The following is a 26,698-nucleotide window of genomic DNA, read 5'->3' as shown; positions in this document are numbered from 1 at the left end:
TCGTGCTGATCGATATCGATCCGCAGGGGTCGCTCGCCGATTGGTGGAACGAGCGCGAGAGCGAATATCCCGCCTTCGCGCAGACCACGGTCGCGCGGCTCGCCTCCGACCTCGAGGTGCTGCGCCAGCAGGGCTTCAGGCTTGCGGTGATCGACACGCCTCCGGCGATTACGATGGCGATCCAGAGCGTCATCGCGGTGGCGGAGCTGATCGTGATCCCGACGCGCCCGAGCCCGCACGATCTGCGCGCCGTCGGCGCGACGGTGGATCTGTGCGAACGCGCAGGCAAGCCGCTGATCTTCGTGGTCAACGCAGCCACGCCCAAGGCCAAGATCACCTATGAAGCCGCGGTCGCGCTCTCGCAGCACGGCACCGTGGCGCCGGTGACGCTGCACCATCGCACCGATTTTGCCGCCTCGATGATCGACGGCCGCACCGTGATGGAGGTCGATCCCAAGGGACGTTCCGCCAACGAGGTCGTCGAGCTCTGGTCGTACATTTCCGATCGGCTCGAGAAGAATTTCCGCCGCACCGTGTTCAGCGCGCCGCAGATGGGCGTCGCCGCGGTTGCGCCGCGTCCGATGGGCGGCTTCGGTCGTCGCGTCATTGGCCAGTAAGGCGGGAGTAATGATCATGGGTGAACCCAAACCCGTCGCCTCGCTCTCCTCGGGGCTTCTGGCGCGCAAAGGCCACGCAAAGCCCGCCATGCGGCCGCAGGGTTTCGGCGGTTTCAGCGGCTTCGGCGGCCAGGACGATCTTGGCTGGAACGACATGGGGCATGATGTGCCCAAAGCCGTTGCCTTTCCTAGCGGCGCCGAACTCGACGAGCAGGCGCTTCCGGAACAGCCATTGCCGCCAGTCGTGCTCCAGCGCGAGGAACTGGCCGAAGAGTTCAACACGGTTGAAGAGTATTTCGACGCGGGCGAGGAAGAGGAGGGCGAAGACGTCGCGTTCGACGCGCCCGTCCTGACCACGCGCAAGAAATCGGATGCGCTTCCCGTACCGCGCGTTGCGATTGCGCGCGCCAAGAAAGCCGTTCGCGGACGCAAGGGCAAGGCGGCGTTCACGCTGCGGCTCGACGCCGAGCGTCATCTCAAGCTCAAGCTGGCCTGCGCAATCGAACGCGCATCGGCGCAGGCGATCGTCACCGAGGCGCTTGATCGCTTTCTGGCGGACCGGCCCGAGCTCGACGATCTGGCGCGCAAGGTTCCGGCCAGCGCGACGAAGTAACCCATAAAAACGGGGGGAATGATATGAACCGCACGGCAGTCCTCAAGATCGCTGCGACCGCACTGGTCGCGGGTACGACGATGATCGGGGCCAACCCCTCGATCAAGCAGTTCGGATTCGCCTTTGCCTCCGACGAAACCGATGCCGTTGCGTCCGCAGCGGATGTCGCGGCGGCGGCGGGGCAGGCGCTCAAGGCGCGCGATTTCGATGCAGCGATCGTCGAGGCCGAGCGCGCCGTGGGCATGAGCCCGCGTGAGGCCGCCTATCGTGCGCTTCTGGGGCATGCCTATCTGCAGGGTGGGCGGCTGATTTCGGCCGAGACCGCATTTGGAGATACGCTCGCGCTCGATCCCGCCAATGGCCGCGCAACCCTCAGCCTCGCGCTGGTCCAGGTCGCACTGGGCAAGCGCGATCTGGCGCTGGAAACGCTGCGCAACGCACAGGCGCCGATTGCCGATGCCGATCGCGGCCTCGCGCTGGCGCTGGCCGGCGAAATGAGGGCTGCGTTTGAGGTGCTGGAGCCTGCCGCGCGCAGTGAAGGCACATCCGCCAAGACGCGCCAGAATCTGGCGCTTGCCTATGCTATGGCGGGCAATTGGGGCAGGGCGCGCGCCGTCGCGGCGCAGGACGTTTCACCCGAAGAGCTGAACCAGCGCATCGCGGGCTGGGTACGTTTCACGCAGCCCGAGAATAGCTGGGATCAGGTGTCCACGCTGCTTGGCATCGCCCCGATCGAGGATGCCGGCCAGCCCACGCGGCTCGCGCTGGCGCCGATCGCGGTGAACGAGGCTTATGCAGCCGCGCCGGAGCCCGTCACTGCGGCAGAACCGGAACCCATAAAGGTCGCGGTGTCTGATGCGGATGGAACATTGCGCCAGATCACGTTCGCACCGCGCCAGGAAATCGTCCAGGCACTGCCGGTTGCGCTCGTTCGCGCCGATCGTGCATCCCTAAAGCGCGCGGTGGCATCGGTTCCGGCAGTTCGCGTATCGCAGGACGGGCGCTATGTCGTCCAGATCGGCGCCTTTTCGAGCGCAATTCGCGCGGAAGCCGCATGGAGCCGTTCGGTCGGCCGCTTCGGCGAACTCGCCCATTATCGCCCCGTCGGGGACACCTTCCAGCTCAACGGGGCCTCGGTGCATCGCGTCGCGCTTGGCGGTTTCGAGACGCGCAGCGACGCCGAGCGTGTCTGTGGTCGCGTCAAGGCGAATGGCGGCAACTGCTTCGTGCGGACCTATGGCAATGGCGCGCCTGCGCAATGGGTCCAGCGCGCTGTGGCGCGCATCGCTTCACGCTAATTTCGGTTTCGGGGCGCGGGGGAAAGGCGGTCAGCCGAGAGGCTGGCCGCCTTTCAACATATGCAGCACCCGGCCCTGACCCGGCAGGCCGTCAAAGGGTGTATTGCCCGCGCGGGCTGCCATTCGATCCGAATCGATCTTCCACGGCGCATCGGGATCGATCACGATCAGGTCCGCTGGCGCGCCGACCGCGATCCTGCCTGCGTCGAGCCCGAGCAATTTGGCCGGATTGCCCGCGAGAAGCGCAAACAGGCGGGCATAATCAATGAGCCCGTCGCGGACCAATCCGAGCGCGAGCGCGAGCAGCGTCTCTGCACCCGCCATCCCTGGCGCGGCGTCGGCAAAGGGTAGTCGCTTGTCCTCGGGGCCGCGCGGGTCGTGGCCGGATCCGATCATGTCAATCGTGCCGTCGGCGACCGCCGCGAGCGCGGCCTGGCGGTCGCTTTCATCGCGCAGTGGCGGCGAAAGGCGTGCAAATGTGCGGAAATCGGAAATCGCAATATCCGACAGGAACAGATGCGCGGGCGTTATGCCGCAAGTCACGCGCACAACATCGCGGGCCTTGGCGGCGCGGATCAGATCGAATCCCGCTTCGGTCGTGACCTGGCGGAAATGGATCGGCGCACCGGCGACCTCGGCGATCGCCAGATCGCGCGCGATCGCCATCGCCTCGGAAATTGCAGGCGCGCAGGGCAGACCGAGCCGCGTCGCGGTCTCACCAGACGTCGCGACCGCGCCTCCGACCATTCCGCTGTCTTCGGGATGCGTGATGGTCGTTAGGCCAAGCGGCGCGGCATAGGACAGCACGCGCCGCATCACGCCCGAATCCGCGATCCAGCCGCGTCCGGTCGCCACCGCGCGCGCGCCGACCGAGCGCATCAGCGCAAATTCGGCGACTTCTTCACCCTTCAGCCCGCGCGTTGCGGCGGCGACGGGATGCACCCAGAGATGATCGGGCTTGCCCGAGGCCGCCGCGCGTTGAATGAGACCGGGTTCGTCGAGCGGCGGCGACTGGTCGGGCATCACCGCAACGCGTGTGATGCCGCCCGCGCGACACGCCGCGGGATCGACCGCGAAGACGCCGATGTCGATGATACCGGGCGCGACGAGCGCGCCCCGGGCGTCGACCATTTCGGCATCCGACGGAATCTCGAAGCTGCCGATTTCAACGATCTGCTCGTCACGGATCAGGATATTTGCATCGGCAGGTTCGCGCTGTGGCAAGACGACGCGGCCATTGATGATGGCGCGCAGGTGGCTGGTATTGCTCATGCCCAACCCTCCACACCGCGCTTGCGCCGCGTCAGCACGTCGAGACAGGCCATGCGGACCGCGACGCCCATTTCCACCTGCTCCGTGATCGCCGAGCGGTTCGGATCGTCGGCGATGTTCGAATCGATCTCGACCCCGCGATTCATGGGACCGGGGTGCATGACCAGCGCGTCGGGCGCGGCGCGTTCGAGCCTTTCGGACGTGAGGCCCCATAGCGCGTGATATTCGCGCGGCGAGGGGATGAAGCCGCCCGCCATGCGCTCACTTTGCAGGCGCAGCATCATCACGACATCGGCGCCCTCTATGCCTGTATCGAAATCGGTGAAGGGGGTGACGTGCATTCGTTCGATCGCGGGAGGCATCAATGTCGGCGGCGCAATTACCCGGACCTCGGCAGCCAGTGACGTGAGCGCGAGGATGTTGGACCGCGCGACGCGGCTGTGGAGCACATCGCCGCAGATCGCGACGCGAAGCCCCGCGATCCGGCCCTTGCGGCGGCGGATGGTGAGCGCATCGAGCAGCGCCTGGGTGGGATGTTCGTGGCGGCCGTCACCTGCGTTGAGTACGGGGCAGTCGACCTTGTCGGCGATGAGCTGGACAGCGCCCGAGCTTTGATGACGGATCACGATCACGTCGGCGCGCATCGCATTGAGCGTGACCGCGGTGTCGATCAGCGTCTCGCCCTTCTTCACGCTCGATTGCGCGGCGTGCATGTTGACGACGTCGGCGCCGAGACGCTTGCCCGCGATCTCGAACGACAGCAGCGTGCGCGTCGAATTCTCGAAAAAGGCGTTGATCTGGGTGAGCCCGGAGAGACGACCGTCATGCTTGCTCGCCTTGCGGTTGAGGTCGACCCATTGCTCGGCCTCATCGAGCAAAAAGGTTATCTCGTGCGGCTGAAGACCTGAGATTCCGGTGAGATGGCGGTGCGGGAAAAGCTGCGCCCCGGTGAGCCCGTGCGCTGATGATGAAGGTGCGTTTGGCATTAAAGCTGCGGCTTACGCGGATGCGGGGGGGAGTTCAATATGCTTCGCCGTGCTTCCCACCTTCACCGCTCGGGCTGAGCTTGTCGAAGCCCCTTACTTTCCTGCTTTGGGCCAAAGGAATGAGTAAGAAGAGATGGGCTTCGACAGGCTCAGCCCGAGCGGGATTGGGGTATTCTATCAATTACCCGCCATTGCGAGGCCGTCGATAGCGCCCTGAAGGATGTGCGCCGCCGCCAGCGTATCGACGCGTTCCGCGCGTTTCGCACGACTGAGATCGGCCTCGATCATCGCGCGTTCGACCGCGACGGTCGACCAGCGCTCGTCCCAGAGCAGGACGGGAAGCCCCATGTCCTCGATATTGCGCGCAAAGGCGCGCGTGGACTGGCTGCGCGGCGATTCGGTGCCGTCGAGGTTGAGCGGCAGTCCGAGCACGATGCCGACGACGTGCTGATCGCTCACCTGCGCCGCCAGCTTCGCCTTGTCCTGCGAGAATTTGGCGCGCCTGATCGTGCCCGCGGGGCTGGCGAAGCTCCATCCCGCGTCGCACAGCGCCATGCCGATCGTTTTCGTGCCGAGGTCAAGCCCGAGCAATCGGCCGCCCTGAGGCAGCGCGTCCCTGAACGCGCGCGAATCGATCGTGATCATTGGCCCTTATAAGCAGCAAGGCGCCGGACGGCATCTGCGCGCACATTCGCCCAGAACAACGTGTAGTCATAGACATGGTAATTGTTGCCCGGCAGCACATAGGGGCCGATTTCGGGTGGATTGCCGATCAGCAGGAAGCCGTTCGGTCCGCAATGTGCGGGCACCGCAGCCTTGGTCAACGTCGCGGTCTTGAGATCGTCCGAGGGAACCAGCGTGCCGAGGTTGGCGGGCGCAAGCGCAGCGGTGTCCGGCGCGCCCGTTACAGGATTGGTGCAGACCATCGCGGTGCCCTTGCGGGGGTGGCCGTCGAAGCCCGTCGTCGCGTCATAGGTCTCCTGCACCAGCGTGGTATCCGCCGGCTCGGCGAAGCTCTGCCAACTCAGCAGGCAGCCCGACTGGTCGGGGCCGTTGCATTCGGGAAGCCCCAGCGCCTTGAGGTCGGTGCTGCGCGAGATGGGCCAGCCGACCACATAGGCGGCCACGATGCGCTTGGCGACGGGCCTGCCCGCGACCTTTTCGCGCAGCAGGCGGGTCAGGTGCAGCGCACCCTGGCTGTGACCGGCGAGGATAATCGGCCGATCGTCGCCGGCCTCGGCCAGAAAGCGATCGAACGCCGAAGCAATATCGCCATAGGCAAGATCAAGCGCCTTTTCGGCCTCAGCCTTGTCGGTGAGGAAGGCGCCAAAGGTCGCCTGCCGGTAGCGGGGCGCCCAGACTTCGCCTGCTTCGTTGAATGCGCTTGCCTGTCCGCGCAGGAAAAGTGCGGCGCGGTCATTGGCCTCCTGATTGTCGAGCGGCGCGTTCCAGCTCGCGCGTTCGAGATAGGAGGTGGGATGGATGAAGAAGACCGCGGCCTCGGGTTTTGCGCCGGGCGTGTAGCCATCGGGGGTCCAGAGCGCGGGGTTGTCGACGGCCTTGTCGGGGCGCGCGACCCACATATCGGGTTCGGCGTAGGCGCTCATCTGCACGCCGGGCTGGGGCACGAATTCGGTCGTCGGCACCATCGCGGTGCGCATGATCTGCACCCCGAACAGGCGGTAGGCAAAGGTGGCGGCAATGGCGAGCATGATCAAAATCGCAATCAGATAGAGGAACTTGCGGGCCAACGAGCATCCTTCCTGTTGTGCAATGCAGCATAAAACCGCCGGGGCGACAATTTCGTTCCTGTGGCCAATAGGTGTGGCGGACGCAATTGCGAAGCGTGCTCCGTTCCCTTGATCGTCATTCCCGCGAAAGCGGGAATCCATGAACACTGCCCTTACCGGAAAATTCCGTGTTCATGGATTCCCGCTTTCGCGGGAATGACATAAAGGAGGAAGAAAGGGGATTTGACATGGCCGAGGAATCATATCGCAACCGGCCCGATTGGGATCTGCGGCCCTGGCTGCTCGCGGGGCTCGGCGCAGTCGCGGGGCTGATCATCCATTTCATCCTCGGTGACGGGCCATTCTATTCGAACCCGCCAGGCGCGTTGAAGACCGCCAGCGTTGCCTTTGTCGGCTCATTGGCGGTGCTGATCGCCTTCACGCTTGAGCGCGAGCGCTGGCAATGGTCGGTGATCTTCTCGTTCGTTGCCGCGCTTGCGATCGGGCTGATCCTTTACTGGAACGGCGCGCCCGATCAGTGGAGCGGGGGCGACGGCTGGCGCGTGGTTTGCATCTTCCTGTCGGTCGCGATCGCCGCGCCGCTGTTCCAGGCGGCGCGCGATCAGGGCGCGCGCCGCTTTCCCTATGTCGATGTCCATGACCATGCGCTGACCAATGTCGTGATCTGGTGCGCTGGCTGGGCGTTCGTCGGCATCGTGTTCCTGCTGACGCTGCTGCTGTCCGAGCTGTTCGCGCTGATCAAGATCACGCTGATCAAGGATCTGCTCGACGAAAACTGGTTCATCCGCGTGCTGATGGGCGCTTCGTTCGGTGCGGCGATCGGCATATTGCGCGAGCAGGACAGGATCGTGCGCGTGCTCCAGCGCGTCATCGTCGCGGTACTGAGCGTGCTTGCGCCCGTGCTGGGTGCGGGGCTGCTGCTGTTCCTGCTGAGCCTGCCCTTTACCGGGCTGTCCGCACTGTGGGACGCGACGAAGGCGACGACGCCGATCCTGCTGTCATGCGTGATCGGCGCGGTGATCCTTGCCAATGCGGTGATCGGCAACGGCGAGGAGCAGGAATCACGCTTCCCGCCGCTGCGCTATGGAGCGATGGCGTTGGGGCTGGCGATGTTGCCGCTCGCGGTCATCGCAGCAATCTCGACCGGGCTGCGGATCGGCCAATATGGCTTCACGCCCGATCGCCTCTGGGCTTTGGTGTTCGTGATCGTCGCCTGTGCCTTTGGCCTGGCGTATCTGGTTTCGTTGGTGCGCGGGCGGCATAGCTGGGCGACCTATCTGCGTCCCGCCAACCTCAACCTCGCTTTTGGCCTGTGCGCGCTCGCGCTGTTCCTCGCGCTGCCGATCCTGAGCTTCAACGCGATTTCGACGCGCGATCAGGTCGCGCGGCTTGAGAGCGGGAAGATCATGCCCGAAAAATTCGACTGGGCGGCGCTGCGCTATGATTTTGGCGAACCGGGCAAGGCCGCGGTCGACAGGCTCGCACGATCGCAGACTCTCGCGATCGCCAAGGCGGCCAAAACCGCGTTGGCGACGGAAAATCGTTGGGATCTAGCTGAACGGCAGACAAATGCAGTGCGGGCGGAACGCGTGCGCCGCACGATCCGGGTGGTGCCCGAACAGGTTGGGTTGCCCGAAGGGCTCATAGAGTCCCTCAATCTGTCCGCGAACGACGAGGCAAGCTACGCGCTGTCCTATCGCCGGGGCGAGCGAAGCGCAGTGCTGATCGGGCAAAATTGTCGTGATTGCCCGCTGAACGTCCAGGTCGCGCGCCTGGATGAAAAAGGCGTCTGGACCAGCAATCGCGACGGTGTGCTTGCGGTTGAGCATGTCGAGAAAGTGAAGCCGGGCGCGCCGCTTTCGGCGAGTATCGAGGTGCGTGAGGTAAAGCGCCGGCAGGCCTTTCTTGATGGCAAGCCCGTCGGCGACGTCTTCGAATAGCCTCGCCGCTTGAAGCGCGGCGCGGCGGGTGCTAGCCGCGCAGGCGTTCATCCGACCTGATTGAAGGCTTTCATGTCCGTCGATACCGCAACCGTGAAAAAGATCGCGAGCCTCGCGCGCATCGCCATGCGCGATGACGAGGCCGAGGCGATGGTGCCCGAGCTCAACAATATCCTCGGCTGGATCGAGCAACTGGGCGAGGTCGACACCAGCGCGGTCGAGCCCATGACCGCGGTCATCCCCAATCATCTGCGCCTGCGCGAGGACGTCGTGACCGACGGCAATTGCCGCGACAAGGTCCTCGCCAATGCGCCCCAGGCCGAACACGGCTTTTTCGCGGTTCCGAAGGTGATCGAATAATGTGTCGTCCTGTTTTCTTCGTCATCCCCGCGAAAGCGGGGATCCCGCTTTTCTGTTCACGGCGGCAAAGGGAAGGCAGCGGGATTCCCGCTTTCGCGGGAATGACAGGAGAGGGCGCATGACCGAACTGACTGATCTTGGCGTTGCCGCCATCCGCGACGGTGTGCGCGACGGCAGCTTTTCCGCGCGCGAAGTCGCGACCGCGTTCAACGATCGCGTGGCGCAGGCGAAAGCGCTCAACGCGTTCCTCGTAGAAACCCCCGACCATGCGCTGAAGGCAGCCGATGCGGCCGATGCAGCGCGCGCCTCGGGCGATCTCAAGCCGCTTTCGGGTGTGCCAATCGGCATGAAGGACCTGTTCTGCACCGATGGCGTGCCGACGACCGCAGCGAGCGGCATTCTTGACGGTTTCACGCCGACCTATGAGTCGACGGTTTCCGCCAATCTCTGGCAGGCGGGCGCTGGGATGCTCGGCAAGCTCAACCTCGACCAGTTCGCGATGGGCTCGTCCAACGAGACCAGCGCGTTCGGCAATGTGATCTCGCCCTGGCGGCGCAAGGACGGCGGCAATGCGCCGCTCGCGCCGGGCGGTTCTTCGGGCGGCAGCTCCTCGGCGATCTCGGCGCGGCTCTGTCCCGCGGCGACGGGCACAGACACGGGCGGCTCGATCCGACAGCCCGCGGCGTTTACGGGCATTTCGGGCATCAAGCCGACCTATGGCCGCTGCTCGCGCTGGGGCACGATCGCCTTCGCCAGTTCGCTCGATCAGGCGGGCCCGATGGCGCGCGACGTGCGCGACTGCGCGATCATGCTTGAGGCTATGGCGGGTTTCGACCCAAAGGATTCGACCTCGCTCGAACTCGCCGTGCCCGGCTGGGAAGCCGGATTGTCGAGCGATCTCAAGGGCAAGAAGATCGGTATTCCCAAGGAGTATCGCGTCGACGGCATGCCTGCCGAGATCGATGCGCTCTGGGAGCAGGGCATTGCATGGCTCAAGGATGCGGGCGCCGAGATCGTCGAGGTCTCACTGCCGCACACCAAGTACGCGCTGCCTGCCTATTACATCATCGCGCCCGCCGAGGCTTCGTCCAACCTCGCGCGCTATGACGGCGTGCGCTACGGCTTGCGGGATCTGCCCGACGGCGCGGGACTGCAGGATATGTACGCCGCAACCCGCGCCGCTGGCTTCGGCGCCGAGGTCAAGCGTCGCATCATGATCGGCACCTATGTGCTGTCGGCGGGCTTCTACGACGCCTATTATAATCAGGCGCAGAAGGTTCGCACGCTGATCGCACGCGATTTCGACGAGGCATGGACGCGCTGCGACTTGCTGCTCGCGCCGACCGCGCCCTCGGCGGCGTTCGCGCTGGGCGAGAAATCGGCCGATCCGCTGGCGATGTACCTCAACGACGTCTTCACCGTACCGAGTTCGCTTGCGGGCCTGCCCGCAATGTCGGTGCCCGGCGGGCTCGACGGACAGGGGCTGCCGCTGGGCCTCCAGATCATCGGCAAGGCGCTCGATGAGCAGGGCGTGCTCAACGCGGGCCTCGCGATCGAGGAGCGCGCGGGCTTCACGGCGCGGCCGGAGCAGTGGTGGTGAGTGATCCTGAAACGGACACCGAATACGAAGTGCCCGCTGAAACGGGCTACCATCGCCTTGAGCGGCAACGTGCTAATCGTCTTTGGTTGCATGGCGTGATTGCGATCGGAATAATTATCGCGTTTTACCTTTTGCAGTACGCAAAATGTGGTCGTAGCTCGGTTTGTTAAGCGGTATTGGGATCATGGAAACTACAAGCAGCTATCGCATTCAGGGCGCAACGGGCGAGTGGGAGGTCGTGATCGGCCTCGAGGTCCATGCGCAGGTCACCTCCAACGCCAAGCTCTTCTCGGGCGCGGCGACCGCGTTCGGCGCGGAGCCCAACAGCCAGGTTTCGCTGATCGATGCGGCGATGCCGGGAATGTTGCCCGTGCCTAACAAGGAGTGCATCCGCCAGGCCGTGCGCACCGGCATGGCGATCGACGCGCAGATCAACAAATGGTCGCGCTTCGACCGCAAGAATTACTTCTACGCCGATCTGCCGCAGGGCTACCAGATCTCGCAGCTCTATCATCCGCTGGTGGGCGAGGGCGCGATCGAGGTGACGCTCGACGAGAAGGATCCCGACAGCGCGGTGAAGCGCATCGGCATCGAACGCATCCATGTCGAGCAGGATGCGGGCAAGCTGATGCACGACCAGCATCCGACGCGCTCCTATGTCGACCTTAACCGTTCGGGCGTCGCGCTGATGGAAATCGTCTCGCGCCCAGATATGCGTTCCCCTGCGGAAGCAGGGGCTTACGTCAAGAAGCTGAGATCAATCCTCCGCTATGTCGGCTCGTGCGACGGCAATATGGAAGAGGGCTCGATGCGCGCCGACGTCAATGTCAGCGTACGCAAGCCCGGCGAGGAATTCGGGACGCGGACCGAGACCAAGAACGTCAACTCCGTGCGCTTCGTCATGGCGGTGATCGAGCATGAAGCGAACCGTCAGGTCGACGTGCTCGAATCGGGCGGCAAGATCGTCCAGGAAACGCGGCTTTACGATCCGGACCGCAACGAGACGCGGTCGATGCGTTCCAAGGAGGATGCGCACGATTACCGCTATTTCCCCGATCCCGACCTGCTGCCGCTTGAACTCGACGACGCATTCCTCGAGGAATGCCGCGCGTCGCTGCCCGAGCTGCCCGACGCCAAGCGCAAGCGCTATGAAGGCGATCTTGGCCTGACTTCCTATGCCGCAGCAGTGCTCACCGCCGAGGCAGAGACTGCGCGCTGGTTCGAGGCACTGCTCGCCGAATGCGGCGATCAGGCCATGGCGAAGGCCGCGTCCAACTGGCTGATTTCGGACCTGTTCGGTGCGCTCAACCGTCTCGGCCTCGACATCGAGCATAGCCCGGTCAGCCCCAAACAGGGCGCTGAACTGCTCAAGCTCGTCGCGGACGGCACGCTTTCGGGCACGCTTGCCAAGCAGGTCTTCGAAATCATGCTCGAAACACGGCAGGATCCCGGCGTGATCGTCGAGGAAAAGGGTCTGAAGCAGACCAGCGACACCGGCGCGATCGAGGAAGTGATCGCCAAGGTGCTCGCCGACAATGGCGACAAGGTCGAACAGTACAAGGGCGGCAAGGAAGCTTTGTTCGGCTTCTTCGTTGGCCAGACGATGAAGGCTATGGGCGGCAAGGCCAATCCCAAGGTCGTCAACGATCTGCTGAAAAAGGCGCTTGGCTGAACGAACAATGCAGGGGATGGGCAGGGGCGGGTGCATCGCGCCTTGCGCCTCCACGTGCTCCTGCTATAGACGCCGCCGACCGGCGGTCCTCAAGCGGGCGTGGCGGAACTGGTAGACGCGCCAGATTTAGGTTCTGGTATCGCAAGATGTGGGGGTTCGAGTCCCTTCGCCCGCACCAGTTTCGCTCTCATGTGAGCGCAAGGACCAAAGCCAGCAGATTCCTGATAATGAAGGCGTTTGAGAGAAAATGCAGACTGTCGAGACGTTGAACGAAGGCCTGAAGCGGGCCTACACCCTCACCATCACCGCGAAGGACATTGACGCGCGGGTGGAGAAGGAAATCAAGACGGTGGCGCCGCAGGTGCGCATGCCCGGCTTCCGCCCCGGCAAGGTGCCCGCGAACCTCGTCCGCAAGATGCACGGCGAGGCGCTCCATCAGGACGCGCTCAACGGATCGATCCAGGAGGGCGTGCAAAAGCTGCTCGCCGACAACAAGCTGCGCCCCGCGATGCAGCCTTCGGTCGAACTGAACGAGGGTTACGAGCCCGGCAAGGACGCCGAGGTGAAGGTCGCGCTGGAAGTGCTGCCCGAAGTGCCCGCGCCTTCGATCGACAATATCAAGCTCGAGCGGCTGACGGTCGAGGTCGAGGAGGCCAAGGTCGACGAAGCGCTCCAGAGCATGGCGTCGCAGAACAAGCAGTTCGAGGAAGCCGCCAAGAGCCACAAGGCGAAGGAAGGCGACCTCGTTGTCATGGATTTCGTCGGCAAGGTCGACGGCGTCGCTTTTGAGGGCGGCACGGGCGAGGGCATGTCGGTCGAAATCGGCTCGGGCCGCCTCATCCCCGGCTTCGAGGATCAGATCGTCGGCGTGAAAGCCAATGACGAGAAGACCATCAACGTGACCTTCCCCGAGGATTACAATGTCGACACGCTCAAGGGTAAGCCCGCGACGTTCGATCTGGTGATCAACGAGGTCCGCGTTCCCAAGGAAGCCAAGGCCGACGAGGACTTCGCCAAGTCGCTCGGTCTCGAGAGCCTTGAGCAGCTTCGCGGCCTGCTGAAGGGCCAGCTCGAGCAGGAGCTGAATGGCCTGACGCGCACGCACATGAAGCGCAAGCTGCTCGACCAGCTTGCCGCTGCCCATGATTTCGAGGTTCCGCCCTCGATGGTCGAAGCCGAGTTCAACCAGATCTGGGCGCAACTCCAGCATGAGGCGGGCCACGAGGAAGATCCCGAGGCCGCGCTCAAGGAAATGGAAGGCGACCGCGACGACTATCGCGATATTGCGGTGCGCCGCGTGCGCCTCGGCCTGCTGCTCTCGGAGATCGGCCAGGCCAATGGCGTCGAGGTCAGCGTTCAGGAGATGAACCGACTGATCGGGCAGGCTGCGCAGCAGTACCGCCCCGAGGACCGCGAGCGCTTCGTCCAGTATATCCAGCAGGAGCCGATGGCCGCCGCGCAGCTTCGCGCGCCGCTCTATGAGGACAAGGTCGTCGACTTCCTGTTCTCCAAGGCCGAGATCACTGATCGCACCGTGAGCCGCGAAGAGCTCGAGTCGGAGATCGAGGCCGAGGATGACGGTCACGTTCACGGCCCGGGCTGTGGTCACGACCATGATCATGACGAGAAGCCCAAGGCGAAGAAGGCCGCGGCCAAGAAAGCCGAGCCCGAGGCAAAGCCTGCCCCGAGCAAAGCCGAGGGGGCTGAAAAGCCCGCCAAGGTGAAGGCCGAGAAGGCTGACGACAAGCCTGTCCCGAGCAAGGCCGAGGGGGCCGAGAAGCCGGCTGCCAAAAAGGCTGCGGCCAAGAAGGATGACGCCGAGCCTGCAGCGGAGAAAAAGCCCGCCGCGAAGAAGCCGGCCGCCAAGAAGTAAGGCAAACAGGGGCGGGGGATGGCACAACCGAAAAGCGCAAAGGCAGGCACATTGCCCGCCGGGCTCAGGATTGCCGTTCTCCTGCCCTGCTATAATGAGGAAGCCGCGATCGCGCAGACGATCGCGGGCTTCCGTGCCGCGCTTCCTGACGCGGCGATCTATGTCTACGACAACAACAGTCGCGACCGGACCGTAGAAGTTGCGCGCGCCGCGGGTGCGATCGTCCGCACCGAACGGATGCAGGGCAAGGGCCATGTCGTCCGTCGCATGTTCGCGGATGTCGATGCCGATATCTATGTGATGGCGGATGGCGACGCGACCTATGACGCCGCGGCTGCCCCGGCGCTTGTCGCACGACTGCTGGACGAGCAACTGGACATGGTCGTGGGGGCGCGCAGGTCCGAGGTCGAGGCCGCCTATCGGCGCGGGCATCGCTTCGGCAACGCCATGCTCACCGGCCTGCTCGCGCAGATATTCGGACGGACTTTCAGCGATATATTATCGGGTTATCGGGTATTTTCGCGACGCTTCGTGAAGAGCTTTCCCGTGCTATCCGGCGGGTTCGAGATCGAGACCGAGATCAGCGTCCACGCGCTCGAACTCAAGATGCCGGTCGCGGAGGAGATCACGCATTATGGCGCACGTCCCGAAGGCTCGGTTTCCAAACTCTCCACCTATCGCGACGGCTTTCGTATCCTCAGCATGATCGCGACGCTGTTCCGCAACGAGCGCCCGGCCTTGTTCTTCGGGATCATTGCGGCGTTGCTCGCCTCGCTCTCGATCGTCCTCGCGATCCCGCTTGCGGTCGCCTATGTGCAGACAGGACTGGTCGAGCGACTGCCTACCGCGGTGCTGGTGACCGGACTTATGCTGCTGGCCTTTTTGAGCCTGTTCAGCGGGCTGATTCTGGACACGGTCGTGCGCGGCCGTCGCGAGGTGCGCAGGCTCGCCTATCTGGCGCTGCCGGCCCCCGCGGCGGAAAACTGAGAATTTCATCTATGACGTGCGTCGCCAATTCGGCTATGTGCGCCTGACAGCCAAGATACAGGCATAAACGATCCGGGTGCCGGCGCGATGCCGGCATCGGCGCGCGCCCCCTTGAACTGACCCGGCCAAACGCCGATGTTGGGGGCGTCAACGGGCAAAGGACAGATTCTCCACATGCATCCTCTTACAGACGCTCTCGTCCCCATCGTCATCGAGCAATCGAACCGCGGCGAGCGCAGCTTCGACATTTATTCGCGGCTGCTGCGCGAGCGGATCATCTTCGTGACCGGGCAGGTAGAGGACCACATGGCCTCGCTGATCACCGCACAGCTCCTGTTCCTTGAGTCGGAGAATCCGAAAAAGGACATCTATATGTACATCAACTCGCCCGGTGGCGTGGTGACGGCGGGCATGGCGATCCATGATACCATGCAGTATATCCGCCCGCGCGTCGGCACGGTGTGCATCGGCCAGGCGGCGTCGATGGGCAGCTTCCTGCTCGCGGCGGGCGAGCCGGGGATGCGCATGGCGCTCACCAATTCGCGCATCATGATCCACCAGCCTTCGGGCGGAGCGCAGGGCCAGGCAACCGATATCGAGATCCAGGCGAAGGAAATCCTTCGCATCCGGCACCGGATGAACGAGCTGTACGCGAAATATACCGGCCAGCCGCTCGAAACGATCGAGAACGCGATGGAGCGCGACAAGTTCATGTCGTCGGACGAGGCGAAGGTTTTCGGCATCGTCGACGAGGTGTTCGACAAGCGCCCGATGCCCGCCGAGGATGCCGCGGCGGCGGCTTGATGCGGTTACCGGAAATTCGTCATTGTGAGATAGAAGCAACGCGGTCTAGGATGACCGCGTTGCAAATGGCCCCTGTATGGGGCCCAAGGATGTTTAGATGACCAAGTTGAGCGGCGGCGATTCGAAGAGCACCCTGTACTGCTCGTTCTGCGGCAAGTCGCAGCACGAAGTGCGCAAGCTGATCGCCGGACCGACCGTCTTCATCTGCGATGAGTGCGTTGACCTGTGCAACGACATCATCCGCGAGGAGACCAAGACCGCGCTCGTTTCGAAGAAGGACGGCGGCGTTCCGACGCCGCTGGAGATCTGCGACGTGCTGGACGATTATGTGATCGGCCAGAAGCAGGCCAAGCGCGTCCTCTCGGTGGCGGTCCACAACCACTACAAGCGACTCAACCACGGCGCCAAGGGCACCGATGTCGAGCTCGCCAAGTCGAACATCCTGCTCGTCGGCCCCACGGGCTGCGGCAAGACGCTGCTCGCGCAGACTCTGGCGCGCATCCTCGACGTGCCCTTCACCATGGCGGACGCGACGACGCTCACCGAGGCGGGCTATGTCGGCGAGGACGTCGAGAACATCATCCTCAAGCTGCTCCAGGCGTCCGATTACAATGTCGAGCGTGCGCAGCGCGGCATCGTCTATATCGACGAGATCGACAAGATCAGCCGCAAGGCCGAAAATCCCTCGATCACCCGTGACGTGTCGGGCGAGGGCGTGCAGCAGGCGCTGCTCAAGCTGATGGAGGGCACCACCGCCTCCGTCCCGCCACAGGGCGGCCGCAAGCACCCGCAGCAGGAGTTCCTGCAGGTCGACACGACCAACATCCTTTTCATCTGCGGTGGCGCCTTCTCGGGCCTTGAAAAGATCATCGCGGACCGCCTGCAGGGCAAGTCGATCGGCTTCGGCGCCTATGTTGCCGCGCCCGAGGAGCGCCGCACTGGCGAGATTCTCCGCCAGGGCGAGCCCGAGGACCTGCTGAAATTCGGTCTGATCCCCGAATTCGTTGGTCGTCTGCCCGTCATCGCGACGCTCGAGGACCTCGACACCGACGCGCTGGTCAAGATCCTGTCCGAACCCAAGAATGCGCTGGTCAAACAGTACCAGAAGCTGTTCGAGATGGAGGAAGTGAAGCTGGGCTTCACCGACGACGCGCTCATATCGGTGGCCAAGAAGGCGATCGATCGCAAGACCGGCGCGCGTGGCCTCCGCTCGATCCTCGAAGGCATTTTGCTTGATACCATGTTCGACCTGCCATCGATGGACGGCGTCGACGAGGTGATGATCGACAAGGATGTCGTTGAAGGGCGCAAGGACCCGGTCCGCGTCTTCTCGAAAAAGGAAAAGGCCAAGGCCGGCGACGCCGCCTGAGCCGAATTGATGCGCGTCAACGACGCCCTTATGCCCGCTGTAGAACGCGCACGGTGGTGATTTCACTGCCGGGCGCGTTCCGTTTGTTCGCTACGGCGGCACGTGGTCCGAATTGATGCGCTAAAAGACAGGGTGTGGCGTTGCTTCATTGATCGGCAAGGCACGCGCGCCCATATACCGATAAAGCGTTTCCGGAGTCTCCATGTCCAATAGCTACCCAGTATTGCCGCTTCGCGACATCGTCGTCTTCCCGCACATGATCGTCCCACTCTTCGTGGGACGCGACAAATCGGTCGTGGCGCTGGAACGGGCGATGGAAGCGAACAAGGAAATTTTCCTTGTTGCTCAACTGGATCCGGCAGAAGACGATCCGGGTCGCGAGGATCTGTACGATCTGGGCGTTATCGCGACGGTGCTCCAGCTCCTTAAGCTGCCCGATGGCACTGTCCGCGTTCTTGTCGAAGGACAGCAGCGCGCCTCGCTCGAGTCGCTCACCCAAGTCGACGATCATGTGACCGCGACGGTGTCGATGATCGAGGAGCGCGACGCTGAGGGCAACGAGATCCAGGCGCTCATGCGCTCGGTTGTCGAGCAGTTCGAAAACTATGCCAAGCTCAACAAGAAGCTGCCTGCGGAGACCGCGGTCCAACTCGGCGAGATCGAGGACGCTTCGCGCCTCGCCGATTCGGTAGCCTCCAACATCTCGATCAAGGTCGCGGACAAGCAGGCGCTGCTCGTCGAGCTCGACCCCGCGCGCCGGCTTGAAATGGCGTTCGCCTTCATGGAGGGCGAGCTCGGCGTGCTCCAGGTGGAGAAGAAGATCCGCAGCCGCGTGAAGCGGCAGATGGAGAAGACGCAGCGCGAATATTATCTGAACGAGCAGTTGAAGGCGATCCAGCGCGAGCTGGGCAATGAGGGCGAGGAAGGCGAGGGCGACGAGATCGCCGAGCTGACCCAGAAGATCGCGACGCTCAAGCTTTCCAAGGAAGCGCGCGCCAAGGCGACTGCGGAGCTCAAAAAACTCAAAACGATGGCACCGATGTCCGCTGAAGCGACGGTGGTGCGCAATTATCTCGACGTGTTGCTGGGCCTGCCCTGGGGCAAGAAGTCCAAGCTCAAGAAAGATATCGCGCAGGCGCAGGCGGTGCTCGACGAGGATCATTACGCACTCGAGAAGGTCAAGGACCGGATCGTCGAGTATCTCGCCGTCCAGGCGCGCACCAACAAGCTGAAGGGCCCGATCCTGTGCCTCGTCGGCCCGCCGGGCGTCGGCAAGACCTCGCTCGGGCGCAGCATCGCCAAGGCGTGCGGGCGCGAATTCGTGCGTCAGTCGCTGGGCGGCGTGCGCGACGAAGCCGAGATTCGCGGCCACCGGCGCACCTATATCGGATCGCTGCCCGGCAAGATCGTTTCCAACCTCAAAAAGGCGGGGACGTCCAACCCGCTGTTCCTGCTCGATGAAATCGACAAGCTGGGTCAGGATTTCCGCGGAGATCCGGCCTCGGCGCTGCTCGAAGTGCTTGATCCCGAGCAGAATTCGAAGTTCCAGGACCATTATCTGGAGATCGATATCGATCTGTCGGACGTGATGTTCGTGACCACGGCGAACTCGCTCAACCTGCCCCAGCCCTTGCTCGACCGCATGGAGATCATCCGGCTCGAGGGATATACCGAAGACGAGAAGGTCGAGATCGCGAAGCGCCACCTGCTGACCAAGCAGATCGAAGCACATGGCCTGAAAAAGGGCGAGTTCGAACTGACCGACGAAGGCCTGCGCGCGCTGATCCAGCAATACACGCGTGAGGCGGGCGTGCGTACGCTTGAACGTGAAATCGCCAAGCTTGCACGCAAGGCGCTGCGCAGGATACTCGAAAAAAAGATCGAACGCGCGGTGATCACTCCGGAAAATCTTTCCGAATATGCGGGCGTGCAGAAATACCGGCACGGGCTCAGCGAAGAGGAGAACGAGATCGGCGCGGTCACGGGCCTTGCATGGACCGAGGTTGGCGGCGAGTTGCTAACGATCGAGGCCGTGACGGTACCGGGCAAGGGCCTGGTCAAGACCACGGGCAAGCTCGGCGAGGTGATGACCGAGTCTGTGCAGGCTGCGTTTTCCTTCGTCCGCGCGCGCGCGCCCGCATACGGCATCAAGCCAAGCCTGTTCGGACGCAAGGATATCCACATCCACTTGCCCGAAGGCGCGGTGCCGAAGGACGGCCCCTCGGCGGGTATCGGCATGGTCACGACGATCGTCTCGACGCTGACCGGAATCCCCGTGCGTCGCGAGGTGGCGATGACGGGCGAGGTTACGTTGCGCGGCCGTGTCTTGCCGATCGGCGGCCTGAAGGAAAAGCTGCTCGCGGCGCTCCGCGGCGGCATCGAGACAGTGCTCATTCCCGCGGAAAACGAGAAGGATCTTGTCGAGATTCCGCAGAACATCAAGGACGGGCTCAAGATCGTTCCGGTCAAGCATGTCGACGAGGTCCTGGCGCTCGCTCTCACCGATTCGCTCCAGCCTATCGACTGGAGCGAGACCGACGAACTGGCTGCGCAACCGCCGCAACCGGGGGCTCCGGGGGTGTCCGACGGGGATACCGTGCGTCACTGATCACATTTCATTCAAAAAACACGGTTTCCACCGGGTTTTTTGGCGGAATATGACGGTTTTGCTTTGACAGGCCCCCAAAGCTCCGCCTTAACTACGCGCCGGCCAAACAAGCCGAAAGTTGAATCATCCACAACAAGACCAAGGGGGTTCCCAGGGCATGAACAAGCAAGAGCTCATCGGCGCGGTCGCCGATGCATCGGGCCTGAGCAAAAGCGACGCCAGCAAGGCGGTTGAGGGCGTGTTCGACGCTATCACCGGTGCGCTGAAGAAGGGCGACGAAGTGCGCCTGGTCGGTTTCGGTACATTCTCGGTTTCCAAGCGCAAGGCCTCGACGGGCCGCAACCCGCGCACCGGCGAAGCGATGACCATCAAGGCGTCGACGCAGCCGAAGTTCAAGGCCGGCAAGGGCCTGAAGGACGCGGTCAACTAATCGGCTCTTCCCCGGCGGGCAAACCCGCCGGGGAGCAAGCTCCGTCCGGGCGCGAAACCGGAGAAACCGCTTCGATCGCCTATGGCCGATTGAAGCGCAGGCGGCGTACCGGGCGCCGCCTTTTCTTTTGAGCGGGATATTGCGGGGGCGTGATTCTCCCGTTATGGACGCGCTCCGGCCCCGCCAGCGCGGTGGCCAACGACAAGCGTGGGCGCGTAGCTCAGTGGTAGAGCACACCCTTCACACGGGTGGGGTCGCAAGTTCAATCCTTGCCGCGCCCACCACGCTTCCTTTCTCATCACCATGTCGCTCGGCTTCGCGTCGCAAAAGCGATCAAGATTAGACCCATCGCACGGGCTGATCAGCCGCCGGCGTTGATCCTGCAGCCAGCGCCGTGGGTCGAAAATGATGTGTCGAAGTCGCGATAGCGGTTGACATGATATAAAGTCACCTTAATCAGCGCGGGCAGTAAAGGAGTTGCCATGCAGTCGCGTCCGCTTATCGCCCTTCTTCTCGCCTCAGTCGCAACGCCTGCTTTCGCGCAGACGCAAAACCAGGACAGTTCTACCGAATCGCGTTCTGTGCCCGTCATGCACGAAGAGGAATCGTCGGACATTATCGTCACCGGACTGCAGCGCGAGCGTGGCGACCTGCTTGCCGGCGTCTCGGTGCTGAGCGGTACCGATCTCGATGCAGCGCGGCGGACATCGATCGGCGAGACGCTGGCGGCGCTTCCTGGGGTCAGCGCGACCTCGTTCGGCCCTTCTGCTTCACGGCCGATCCTGCGAGGCATGCAGGCCGATCGCATCCGTGTGCTGATCGACGGTATCGGCAGCTTCGACGCTTCTGGTTCGAGCGTGGACCACGCCGTCAGCATCAACCCGCTGACCGCGGAACGGATCGAGGTTCTCCGGGGGCCGAGCGCGCTGCTTTATGGATCTTCCGCAATCGGTGGCGTGGTGAGCGTGGTGGACAACCGCATCCCGCGCAACATCCCCGATGAGGCAGTGCACGCCCAGCTCGATGCGGATTACGCGACCGCAGCCGAAGAGCGCCGTGTTGCGGGTGCGATCGATGTGCCAGTGGGCGGCGGCTTTGTGCTTCACACGGACGGCAGCTACGCCAAAACCGACGACCTGAGGGCAGGGGGTTATATTTTGAGCCGGCCACTGCGCGAGCAGGCGGCGGCGTCGCCCGATCCAGAAATCCAGCAACTCGCCGGCCTTCGCGGTGATATCCCCAACACCGCGTCGGAATCGAGCGAGGGCGCGATCGGCGTCGCCTATGTCGCCGGTGGCGGCAATATAGGCTTTTCGGTGTCGCGCAGCGATAACCGCTATGGTGTGCCGATCCGCTTCTCGCTCGATCCGGCGATCGAGGCGGAAGCCCCGACGCTCGATGTGCGTCAGTACCGCGCCGATCTTCGCGCCGAGATCACGCCGGCCAGCGGCTTCCTCGACGCGATCCGCTTCCGTGGCGGCTATGGAGATTATCGCCATTTCGAGATCGAGGACACGGGCGAGATCGCCACGCGGTTCTACAACAAGGGCATGGAAGGCAGGCTCGAATTCTCGCAGCGCAAGCAGGGCGCGTGGAGCAGCGTCTCCGGCGCGCAATATCTAACGCGCGATTTCGAGGCGATTGGCGAGGAAGCCTTCCTGCCGCCGACGAGCACCGAGCAGGGCGGTCTGTTCACCGTCCAGAATTTCGATTTCGGCCGCTTCCGCGCAGAAGCCGGCGGGCGCTTTGAACATACCAGCGTCAAGGCGACCGCCAGCGATCAGCTCGGCACGCCCGATGCACGGCGCAGTTTCAATACGTTTTCCGCGTCGATTGGCGGGCAATATGAAATCGTCGACAACTGGAAGCTGGGAATCAACCTGACGCATAGCGAACGTGCGCCGACCGCCGAGGAACTGTTCGCCAACGGCCCGCATCTGGCGACACAGGCGTTCGAGGTCGGCAATCCCGATTTCGACAAGGAAAAGAGCAACGGAGCCGAGCTTACGCTGCGCGGGCGTGTCGGCGGATTTTCGCTCGAAGCCTCGGCCTATTACAATGATTTTTCCAACTTCATCTATCAGGCGCCGACGGGCGTGATCGAGGATGACCTTCCCGTCTTCGCCTATTTCGCGAATGGCGCGAAGCACTATGGCTTCGAGGCCGAGTTGAACGCAACGGTGGCGGAGATCGGCGCGGGCAAGATCGTTGCCGACGGCATCGTCGATTATGTCCGCGTGAAGATCGACGGGCTGGGCTCAGCGCCTTTCATCCCGCCGCTCAGGCTGCTGGGCGGGCTCGAATATCAATCGGACCCGATCGTCGGCCGTGTCGAGGTCGAGCATGCGACCATGCAGGACAAGGTCGCGGCTTTCGAGACCGAAACGCCTGCCTATACGCTCGCGAACGCGCGGATCGAATGGCGCCCCATGGGCCCGGACGGGCTTTTGACTCTGAGGCTGGCAGCCAACAACATCTTCGACGTGACGGCACGCCGCCATAGCTCATTCCTGAAGGATTATGCGCCGCTTGCCGGACGCGACATCCGGATCGGTGCAAGCATTCGTTTCTGACCACAAACGCGATCTCCTGGTGTTGGCGGTTGCACAACCCGGTCGGCAGTCACTATCTGGCTCCAACAGAATTTTGACGACAGGGCCATCGCACTTATGACCGCCACCCATTCGACCCGCATGCTCATCCTCGGATCCGGCCCCGCCGGCCTCACCGCCGCCATCTATGGCGCACGCGCGGGGCTGGCACCGATCGTCGTTCAGGGATTGCAGCCGGGCGGTCAGTTGACGATCACTACCGATGTCGAGAATTACCCGGGTTTCCGCGATGTCATCCAGGGGCCGTGGCTGATGGAGGAAATGCGGGCGCAGGCGGAACATGTCGGCGCGCAGATGATGTACGACCAGATCGTCGAGGTGGATCTGACGCAGCGTCCGTTCCGCCTGATCGGCGATGGCGGCACGGTCTATAGCGGCGACACGCTGGTAATTGCGACAGGCGCCTCCGCCAAGTGGCTTGGGCTCGAGAGCGAGGTGCTGCTCCAGGGCAAGGGTGTGTCGGCCTGCGCGACCTGCGACGGCTTCTTTTATCGCGGCAAAAAGGTGGTCGTGATCGGCGGCGGCAATACCGCGGTGGAAGAGGCGATCTACCTCACCAACCACAGCCACGACGTCACGCTCATCCATCGCCGCGATTCGCTGCGCGCCGAGAAAATCCTGCAGGACCGCCTTTTCGCGCACCCCAATATCAAGGTGCTATGGAACAAGTCGGTCGAGCGTTTCGTGGGTGGCGGCGACCCGGTCGGGCTGGTCGGGCTCGATCTCAAGGACACGGTGACGGGCGAGTTGTCGCACATCGAGGCCGATGGCGGCTTCGTCGCGATCGGTCATTCCCCCGCGACCGGGGTGTTCCGCGGCAGCCTGACGCTCGATAGCGATGGCTATATCGATGTCGAAACCGGTTCGACGCGCACCAGCGTTCCGGGTGTGTTCGCTTGCGGTGACGTCATGGACAAGCTCTATCGCCAGGCGGTGACGGCTGCCGGTACGGGTTGCATGGCAGCACTCGACGCCGAACGCTTCCTTGCCGAGGCCGATTTCGAGCTAGAGCTCGCCTGAGGCGGCTTCCAGCGCGGCGATCACCTGCGCTTCGAACGCGGCGGCGTCCGCCGGTCGCGCGAAACTGTGCGATGCGGTGTCGATCTCGGCGATCGTGATGCGCGGGTTTGCGCGCAGTGTGCTGAAGCTCGCGGAATGCCAATGTTCGGCAAATGCCAGCGCGGTCGCGTCCCTGCTGGCGAGGATGATGCGGGCGGGCAGGGGACTCGCCTCCAGCGCGTCACGCAGTTGCGTGGCGATCTCGCTTTCCCGAGGGGCGGCCGAGAGCGTCGCGAGCCCTTTGACCAGCTTTGCGAAGTCGATGTCGCCGCGGATCGCGCGTAACCATTGCCGCGGATCGCGCAGCCGGTGGGTATAGCGCGCCCTTATCGCGGCTGCCGGCGGGACTTCGGTTTCGGCATCGAGGACCCAGGGATTGGCGAGGATCAGTGCATGCGCACCCAGAGCGGTGTGGAAGAGCGCGATCGCGGTCGCTGCGTCGCAATTTCCAAGCAGCACCAGCCGCCGCAGCGACGGCGCTGCTTCTCGAAAGGCGCAGGCGGCCGCCGCCATGTCGTCGCCGCTGGCCGCATAGCCTCGATTCTCTGCGATACTGTCACCAACGCCGCGGCGATCGAAGCGGAAGACGGGAAAGCCGCGCGCTGCGATGCGCGCCGCCAGCCGCGCCATCCCCGCATGCGATCCACTGGCGATCTCGTTGCCACCCGAAACGATCAACAGGCCCGTTTCGCCTTGGGCGGAATCGAGTATTCCAGCGATTTTCTCACCGGCGCAGTCGACGCTCAGCCATTGGCGCATGTTGATATCCACTCAACGATATCGTTCACAACATATTGTGAAAGAACAGGATCATGCGACGGCTCGATTCGCCGCCATAGCGGTGTGCCGGCAATGCGCGCGTCGGCGGGCAATGGGTCGGATTCCAGTCGCAGTGAGCGCACGGAACCTTCGGCGCTGGATGTTGCCGTTTTCAAGCCCGAGACAAATCCGGCGTTCAGGCGATACCCCGATACCTCAAGCCCTTCCGACCGCGCATGCACCTCGAGCGCGGCGGCCGACTTGGTCTGTCCATCCTCACGGTCTGCGGCCATTTTTGTGCGGATCAGTTCGCGCACGAGCGATTCGCCTGCAGCGGGCGCCAGCCTCCAGCGACTGCTGGCCTCTACCGCGCCGTCGAGGAGCGCGCCGCCGCGAAAGCTGGCGAGGTGAAAGGGGCGCCCAATCGCTGCCCTGGCGCATGCGAGCGCGTCGTGCCAGTCATTCCACGAGACCTGCTCTATCGGCACGCTGCTTTCGAGCGTTCCCGGGAGGTCGGGCAGGAAGCAGCAGAATCCCCGTCCGGCCAGGCCGTGCATCGTCTGGATCAGGAAATGACGCGTGCGATTGGCTTCTTCGAGCAGCGGCGCCAGCAACAAGAGCGGTGTTGCGCCATCGTCACCAATCCGGACGATGCGTTCGCGCCCGCCGCCCCAAGGGTAGGCGAGCCAGTGCAGCCCGCCTGGGTTCACCCGAGCGCCTTGGCTGTGGCGAAGCCGACGAGATGGCCAAAACTCTCGAGCATTTCGCCGTCTACTTCGTCATCGTCGATGATGATGCCCAGTCGGTCCTCGATCTCGGTCAGCAATCCGGCGACCGCCATCGAATCGAGCTCGGGCAACGCCCCGAACAATGGCGTATTGTCGTCAAAGGCCGCGACGCGCTCGGGATTCAGTCCCAACACGTCGCGGAGCACGGCGCGCACCGCATCCTCGATCTCGACGGCTTCGGCAGATTTCACGCGTAATCCTCGCTCATACCGGGTTTCGCGGTTCCCTAGTCGACCCTGCGCCCGCGGACAAGATTGCGCAGCCTCGCGCGAATCCAGCCAAACCATCCCGCGATGGTTCGCGGATTGAACATTTCGAGATGCTCGAGCGCGCGGGCGTCATCCATCCAGTTGGCCTTGTAGCCGTCATCGCCCGTGCCATAATCGATCAGGGACACTTGATCCCGATCGAGCGCATGTTCGAACATCGCGGCGCTGAGGAGCGTCCCGGGGGAATGCGCAGCGGCATCCTCGACATAGGCCAGCTTGTGGATGATCGCGGCGCCATTCTCGACGGTCCAGAGCTGTGCGGCGACCGGGCGCCCCGCGAGCTTGGCGACCCCCAGCCGCAGCGTTCCCGCAGTACCTTCGTCGGTTGCCATCGTGCGCAAGAAGCCGGGCGCACCTTCTTCCGGCTTCCAGCTCTGTTCGTATATGGTTTCATAGCATTGCCATGCAGCTTCATCGAAAGATTGAAAAATTTCGATTTCGAGGTCGGTTTTCGCCGCCTTTCGCATCACCGTGCTGCGCAACTCGCCCGGGCGCTGCTTCCAATAGTCGGCAAAAGACAGGCCAGTAGTGCGCGCCACCCAATTTACGGTAGCGGGGCTCTGTGCAACCTTCCAGCCGGCGCGCGCGAAGGCGACGGCCAGCAATTTGGCGCTGCCGTCCTCGACGGGCACAGGGGAAAGCGTGATGCGATGCGCCTTCAATGTGCCGCGTAATCGCTTGGCGATGGCGGTCAGCAGTCGCAGCTTCATGGCGTCGTCCGCGACGCCGCTGAAGACGGGCCGGAAGGCGAGCGTGTACCAACTCGCAAGCGCGGTCAGCGACAAGTCCTCCTTCCGGGCCAGGAACAGCCAGCACTGCGCCTTCTCGCTCACCGCGCGCGCGACGAGCGGGCGAACGCCGGGAGGGCAATGTTCCCAGGTCCGGCGAAACCAGGCGAGGCGGTCGAATAGGATGGGTTGGGCAGCACGGTCGAGCGATCCGCGCGCCGCCGCCTCGACCGCATCAAAGTCGTCGAAATATTCCCCCTTAACCCACAAGGCGCTATCCCCCATTCGCTCGTCTCGGGTTGA

At 63.6% G+C, this 26,698-nt stretch carries 23 protein-coding genes and 2 tRNA genes; 17 read left to right on the top strand and 8 right to left on the bottom strand.

Going from position 1 to position 26,698, the window contains the following annotated elements:
• The first annotated feature begins 2 nt into the window (after positions 1-2).
• The 3 genes from D3876_RS15275 to D3876_RS15265 are packed head-to-tail and all read left to right on the top strand — an operon-like array spanning position 3 to position 2,528.
• Positions 3-617 carry a ParA family protein gene (locus D3876_RS15275; protein WP_238475393.1) on the top strand — a complete coding sequence of 205 codons (615 nt, stop codon included), beginning with the start codon at positions 3-5 and terminating at the stop codon, positions 615-617.
• Positions 618-633: 16 nt separating this feature from the next.
• Positions 634-1,230 (top strand): hypothetical protein, encoded by a 597-nt coding sequence (locus D3876_RS15270; protein ID WP_119763939.1) that lies wholly within the window; start codon positions 634-636, stop codon positions 1,228-1,230.
• Positions 1,231-1,253: 23 nt separating this feature from the next.
• Positions 1,254-2,528 carry an SPOR domain-containing protein gene (locus D3876_RS15265; protein ID WP_119763588.1) on the top strand — a complete coding sequence of 425 codons (1,275 nt, stop codon included), beginning with the start codon at positions 1,254-1,256 and terminating at the stop codon, positions 2,526-2,528.
• A gap of 30 nt (positions 2,529-2,558) precedes the next feature.
• Here D3876_RS15265 and D3876_RS15260 read toward each other — a convergent pair whose 3' ends face one another.
• The 4 genes from D3876_RS15260 to D3876_RS15245 form a co-directional block, all read right to left on the bottom strand.
• Positions 2,559-3,800, bottom strand: coding sequence for a dihydroorotase (locus tag D3876_RS15260; protein WP_119763586.1), 1,242 nt, complete (start codon positions 3,798-3,800; stop codon positions 2,559-2,561).
• A complete protein-coding gene (locus D3876_RS15255; protein WP_119763584.1) occupies positions 3,797-4,786 on the bottom strand; it encodes an aspartate carbamoyltransferase catalytic subunit in 990 nt (329 codons plus the stop codon). The genes D3876_RS15260 and D3876_RS15255 overlap by 4 nt, the downstream gene beginning before the upstream one ends.
• A 177-nt stretch (positions 4,787-4,963) precedes the next feature.
• Complete coding sequence (gene ruvX, locus D3876_RS15250; RefSeq protein WP_119763582.1) at positions 4,964-5,431, bottom strand: Holliday junction resolvase RuvX; 468 nt, start codon at positions 5,429-5,431, stop codon at positions 4,964-4,966.
• Positions 5,428-6,537 (bottom strand): DUF3089 domain-containing protein, encoded by a 1,110-nt coding sequence (locus D3876_RS15245; RefSeq protein ID WP_119763580.1) that lies wholly within the window; start codon positions 6,535-6,537, stop codon positions 5,428-5,430. The genes ruvX and D3876_RS15245 overlap by 4 nt, the downstream gene beginning before the upstream one ends.
• A 227-nt stretch (positions 6,538-6,764) precedes the next feature.
• Between D3876_RS15245 and D3876_RS15240 the strand changes: the two genes are divergently transcribed.
• The 14 genes from D3876_RS15240 to trxB all read left to right on the top strand — a co-directional run bounded on the left by D3876_RS15240 (position 6,765) and on the right by trxB (position 23,812).
• Positions 6,765-8,477 carry a DUF4153 domain-containing protein gene (locus D3876_RS15240; protein ID WP_119763937.1) on the top strand — a complete coding sequence of 571 codons (1,713 nt, stop codon included), beginning with the start codon at positions 6,765-6,767 and terminating at the stop codon, positions 8,475-8,477.
• Between the two features lie 72 nt (positions 8,478-8,549).
• Complete coding sequence (gatC, locus tag D3876_RS15235) at positions 8,550-8,837, top strand: Asp-tRNA(Asn)/Glu-tRNA(Gln) amidotransferase subunit GatC (protein WP_119763578.1); 288 nt, start codon at positions 8,550-8,552, stop codon at positions 8,835-8,837.
• Between the two features lie 118 nt (positions 8,838-8,955).
• Complete coding sequence (gene gatA, locus D3876_RS15230) at positions 8,956-10,437, top strand: Asp-tRNA(Asn)/Glu-tRNA(Gln) amidotransferase subunit GatA (RefSeq protein ID WP_119763576.1); 1,482 nt, start codon at positions 8,956-8,958, stop codon at positions 10,435-10,437.
• 184 nt (positions 10,438-10,621) lie between these two features.
• On the top strand, positions 10,622-12,109 hold the full coding sequence (gatB, locus tag D3876_RS15225) for an Asp-tRNA(Asn)/Glu-tRNA(Gln) amidotransferase subunit GatB (protein ID WP_119763574.1): 1,488 nt from the start codon (positions 10,622-10,624) through the stop codon (positions 12,107-12,109).
• Between the two features lie 93 nt (positions 12,110-12,202).
• A tRNA-Leu gene (locus tag D3876_RS15220) sits at positions 12,203-12,287 on the top strand.
• 69 nt (positions 12,288-12,356) lie between these two features.
• A complete protein-coding gene (gene tig / locus D3876_RS15215) occupies positions 12,357-13,982 on the top strand; it encodes a trigger factor (protein WP_119763572.1) in 1,626 nt (541 codons plus the stop codon).
• An 18-nt stretch (positions 13,983-14,000) separates the two neighbouring features.
• Positions 14,001-14,969 (top strand): glycosyltransferase family 2 protein, encoded by a 969-nt coding sequence (locus D3876_RS15210; RefSeq protein ID WP_119763570.1) that lies wholly within the window; start codon positions 14,001-14,003, stop codon positions 14,967-14,969.
• Between the two features lie 174 nt (positions 14,970-15,143).
• Positions 15,144-15,773 (top strand): ATP-dependent Clp endopeptidase proteolytic subunit ClpP, encoded by a 630-nt coding sequence (clpP, locus tag D3876_RS15205; protein ID WP_182912026.1) that lies wholly within the window; start codon positions 15,144-15,146, stop codon positions 15,771-15,773.
• Positions 15,774-15,870: 97 nt separating this feature from the next.
• Entirely contained in the window at positions 15,871-17,142 is a 1,272-nt protein-coding gene (gene clpX / locus D3876_RS15200; protein ID WP_119763566.1) for an ATP-dependent Clp protease ATP-binding subunit ClpX, read from the top strand.
• A 202-nt stretch (positions 17,143-17,344) separates the two neighbouring features.
• On the top strand, positions 17,345-19,750 hold the full coding sequence (gene lon / locus D3876_RS15195; RefSeq protein WP_119763564.1) for an endopeptidase La: 2,406 nt from the start codon (positions 17,345-17,347) through the stop codon (positions 19,748-19,750).
• A gap of 157 nt (positions 19,751-19,907) precedes the next feature.
• The gene (locus D3876_RS15190) at positions 19,908-20,180 is read left to right on the top strand and encodes an HU family DNA-binding protein (RefSeq protein WP_119763562.1); all 273 of its coding nucleotides are present in this window, start codon (positions 19,908-19,910) and stop codon (positions 20,178-20,180) included.
• Positions 20,181-20,389: 209 nt separating this feature from the next.
• Positions 20,390-20,464, top strand: a tRNA-Val gene (locus D3876_RS15185).
• 198 nt (positions 20,465-20,662) lie between these two features.
• Positions 20,663-22,753, top strand: a complete 2,091-nt coding sequence (locus D3876_RS15180; protein ID WP_119763560.1) for a TonB-dependent receptor — start codon at positions 20,663-20,665, stop codon at positions 22,751-22,753.
• A 96-nt stretch (positions 22,754-22,849) separates the two neighbouring features.
• Positions 22,850-23,812: a thioredoxin-disulfide reductase gene (trxB, locus tag D3876_RS15175; protein ID WP_119763558.1), complete on the top strand. Its 963-nt coding sequence runs from the start codon at positions 22,850-22,852 to the stop codon at positions 23,810-23,812.
• Here trxB and D3876_RS15170 read toward each other — a convergent pair.
• From D3876_RS15170 to D3876_RS15155, 4 genes are read right to left on the bottom strand one after another with little or no spacing between them, the layout of a single operon-like run.
• Positions 23,798-24,610 (bottom strand): hydrolase 1, exosortase A system-associated, encoded by an 813-nt coding sequence (locus tag D3876_RS15170; protein ID WP_119763556.1) that lies wholly within the window; start codon positions 24,608-24,610, stop codon positions 23,798-23,800. The two genes, trxB and D3876_RS15170, sit on opposite strands and share 15 nt — an antisense overlap.
• Positions 24,595-25,320, bottom strand: a complete 726-nt coding sequence (locus tag D3876_RS15165; RefSeq protein ID WP_119763554.1) for an alpha/beta hydrolase family protein — start codon at positions 25,318-25,320, stop codon at positions 24,595-24,597. The genes D3876_RS15170 and D3876_RS15165 overlap by 16 nt, the downstream gene beginning before the upstream one ends.
• Positions 25,317-25,589: an acyl carrier protein gene (locus D3876_RS15160; RefSeq protein WP_238475392.1), complete on the bottom strand. Its 273-nt coding sequence runs from the start codon at positions 25,587-25,589 to the stop codon at positions 25,317-25,319. Before D3876_RS15160 ends, D3876_RS15165 begins: the two co-directional genes overlap by 4 nt.
• Before the next feature lie 35 nt (positions 25,590-25,624).
• Positions 25,625-26,665 carry a GNAT family N-acetyltransferase gene (locus D3876_RS15155; RefSeq protein ID WP_182912025.1) on the bottom strand — a complete coding sequence of 347 codons (1,041 nt, stop codon included), beginning with the start codon at positions 26,663-26,665 and terminating at the stop codon, positions 25,625-25,627.
• Positions 26,666-26,698: the final 33 nt, after the last annotated feature.

It is taken from the genome of Sphingomonas cavernae, from assembly GCF_003590775.1.
Lineage (GTDB): Bacteria > Pseudomonadota > Alphaproteobacteria > Sphingomonadales > Sphingomonadaceae > Sphingobium_A > Sphingobium_A cavernae.
The sequence above is the reverse complement of the archived record's forward strand: the minus strand, read 5'-3'. Positions and strand labels throughout refer to the sequence as shown.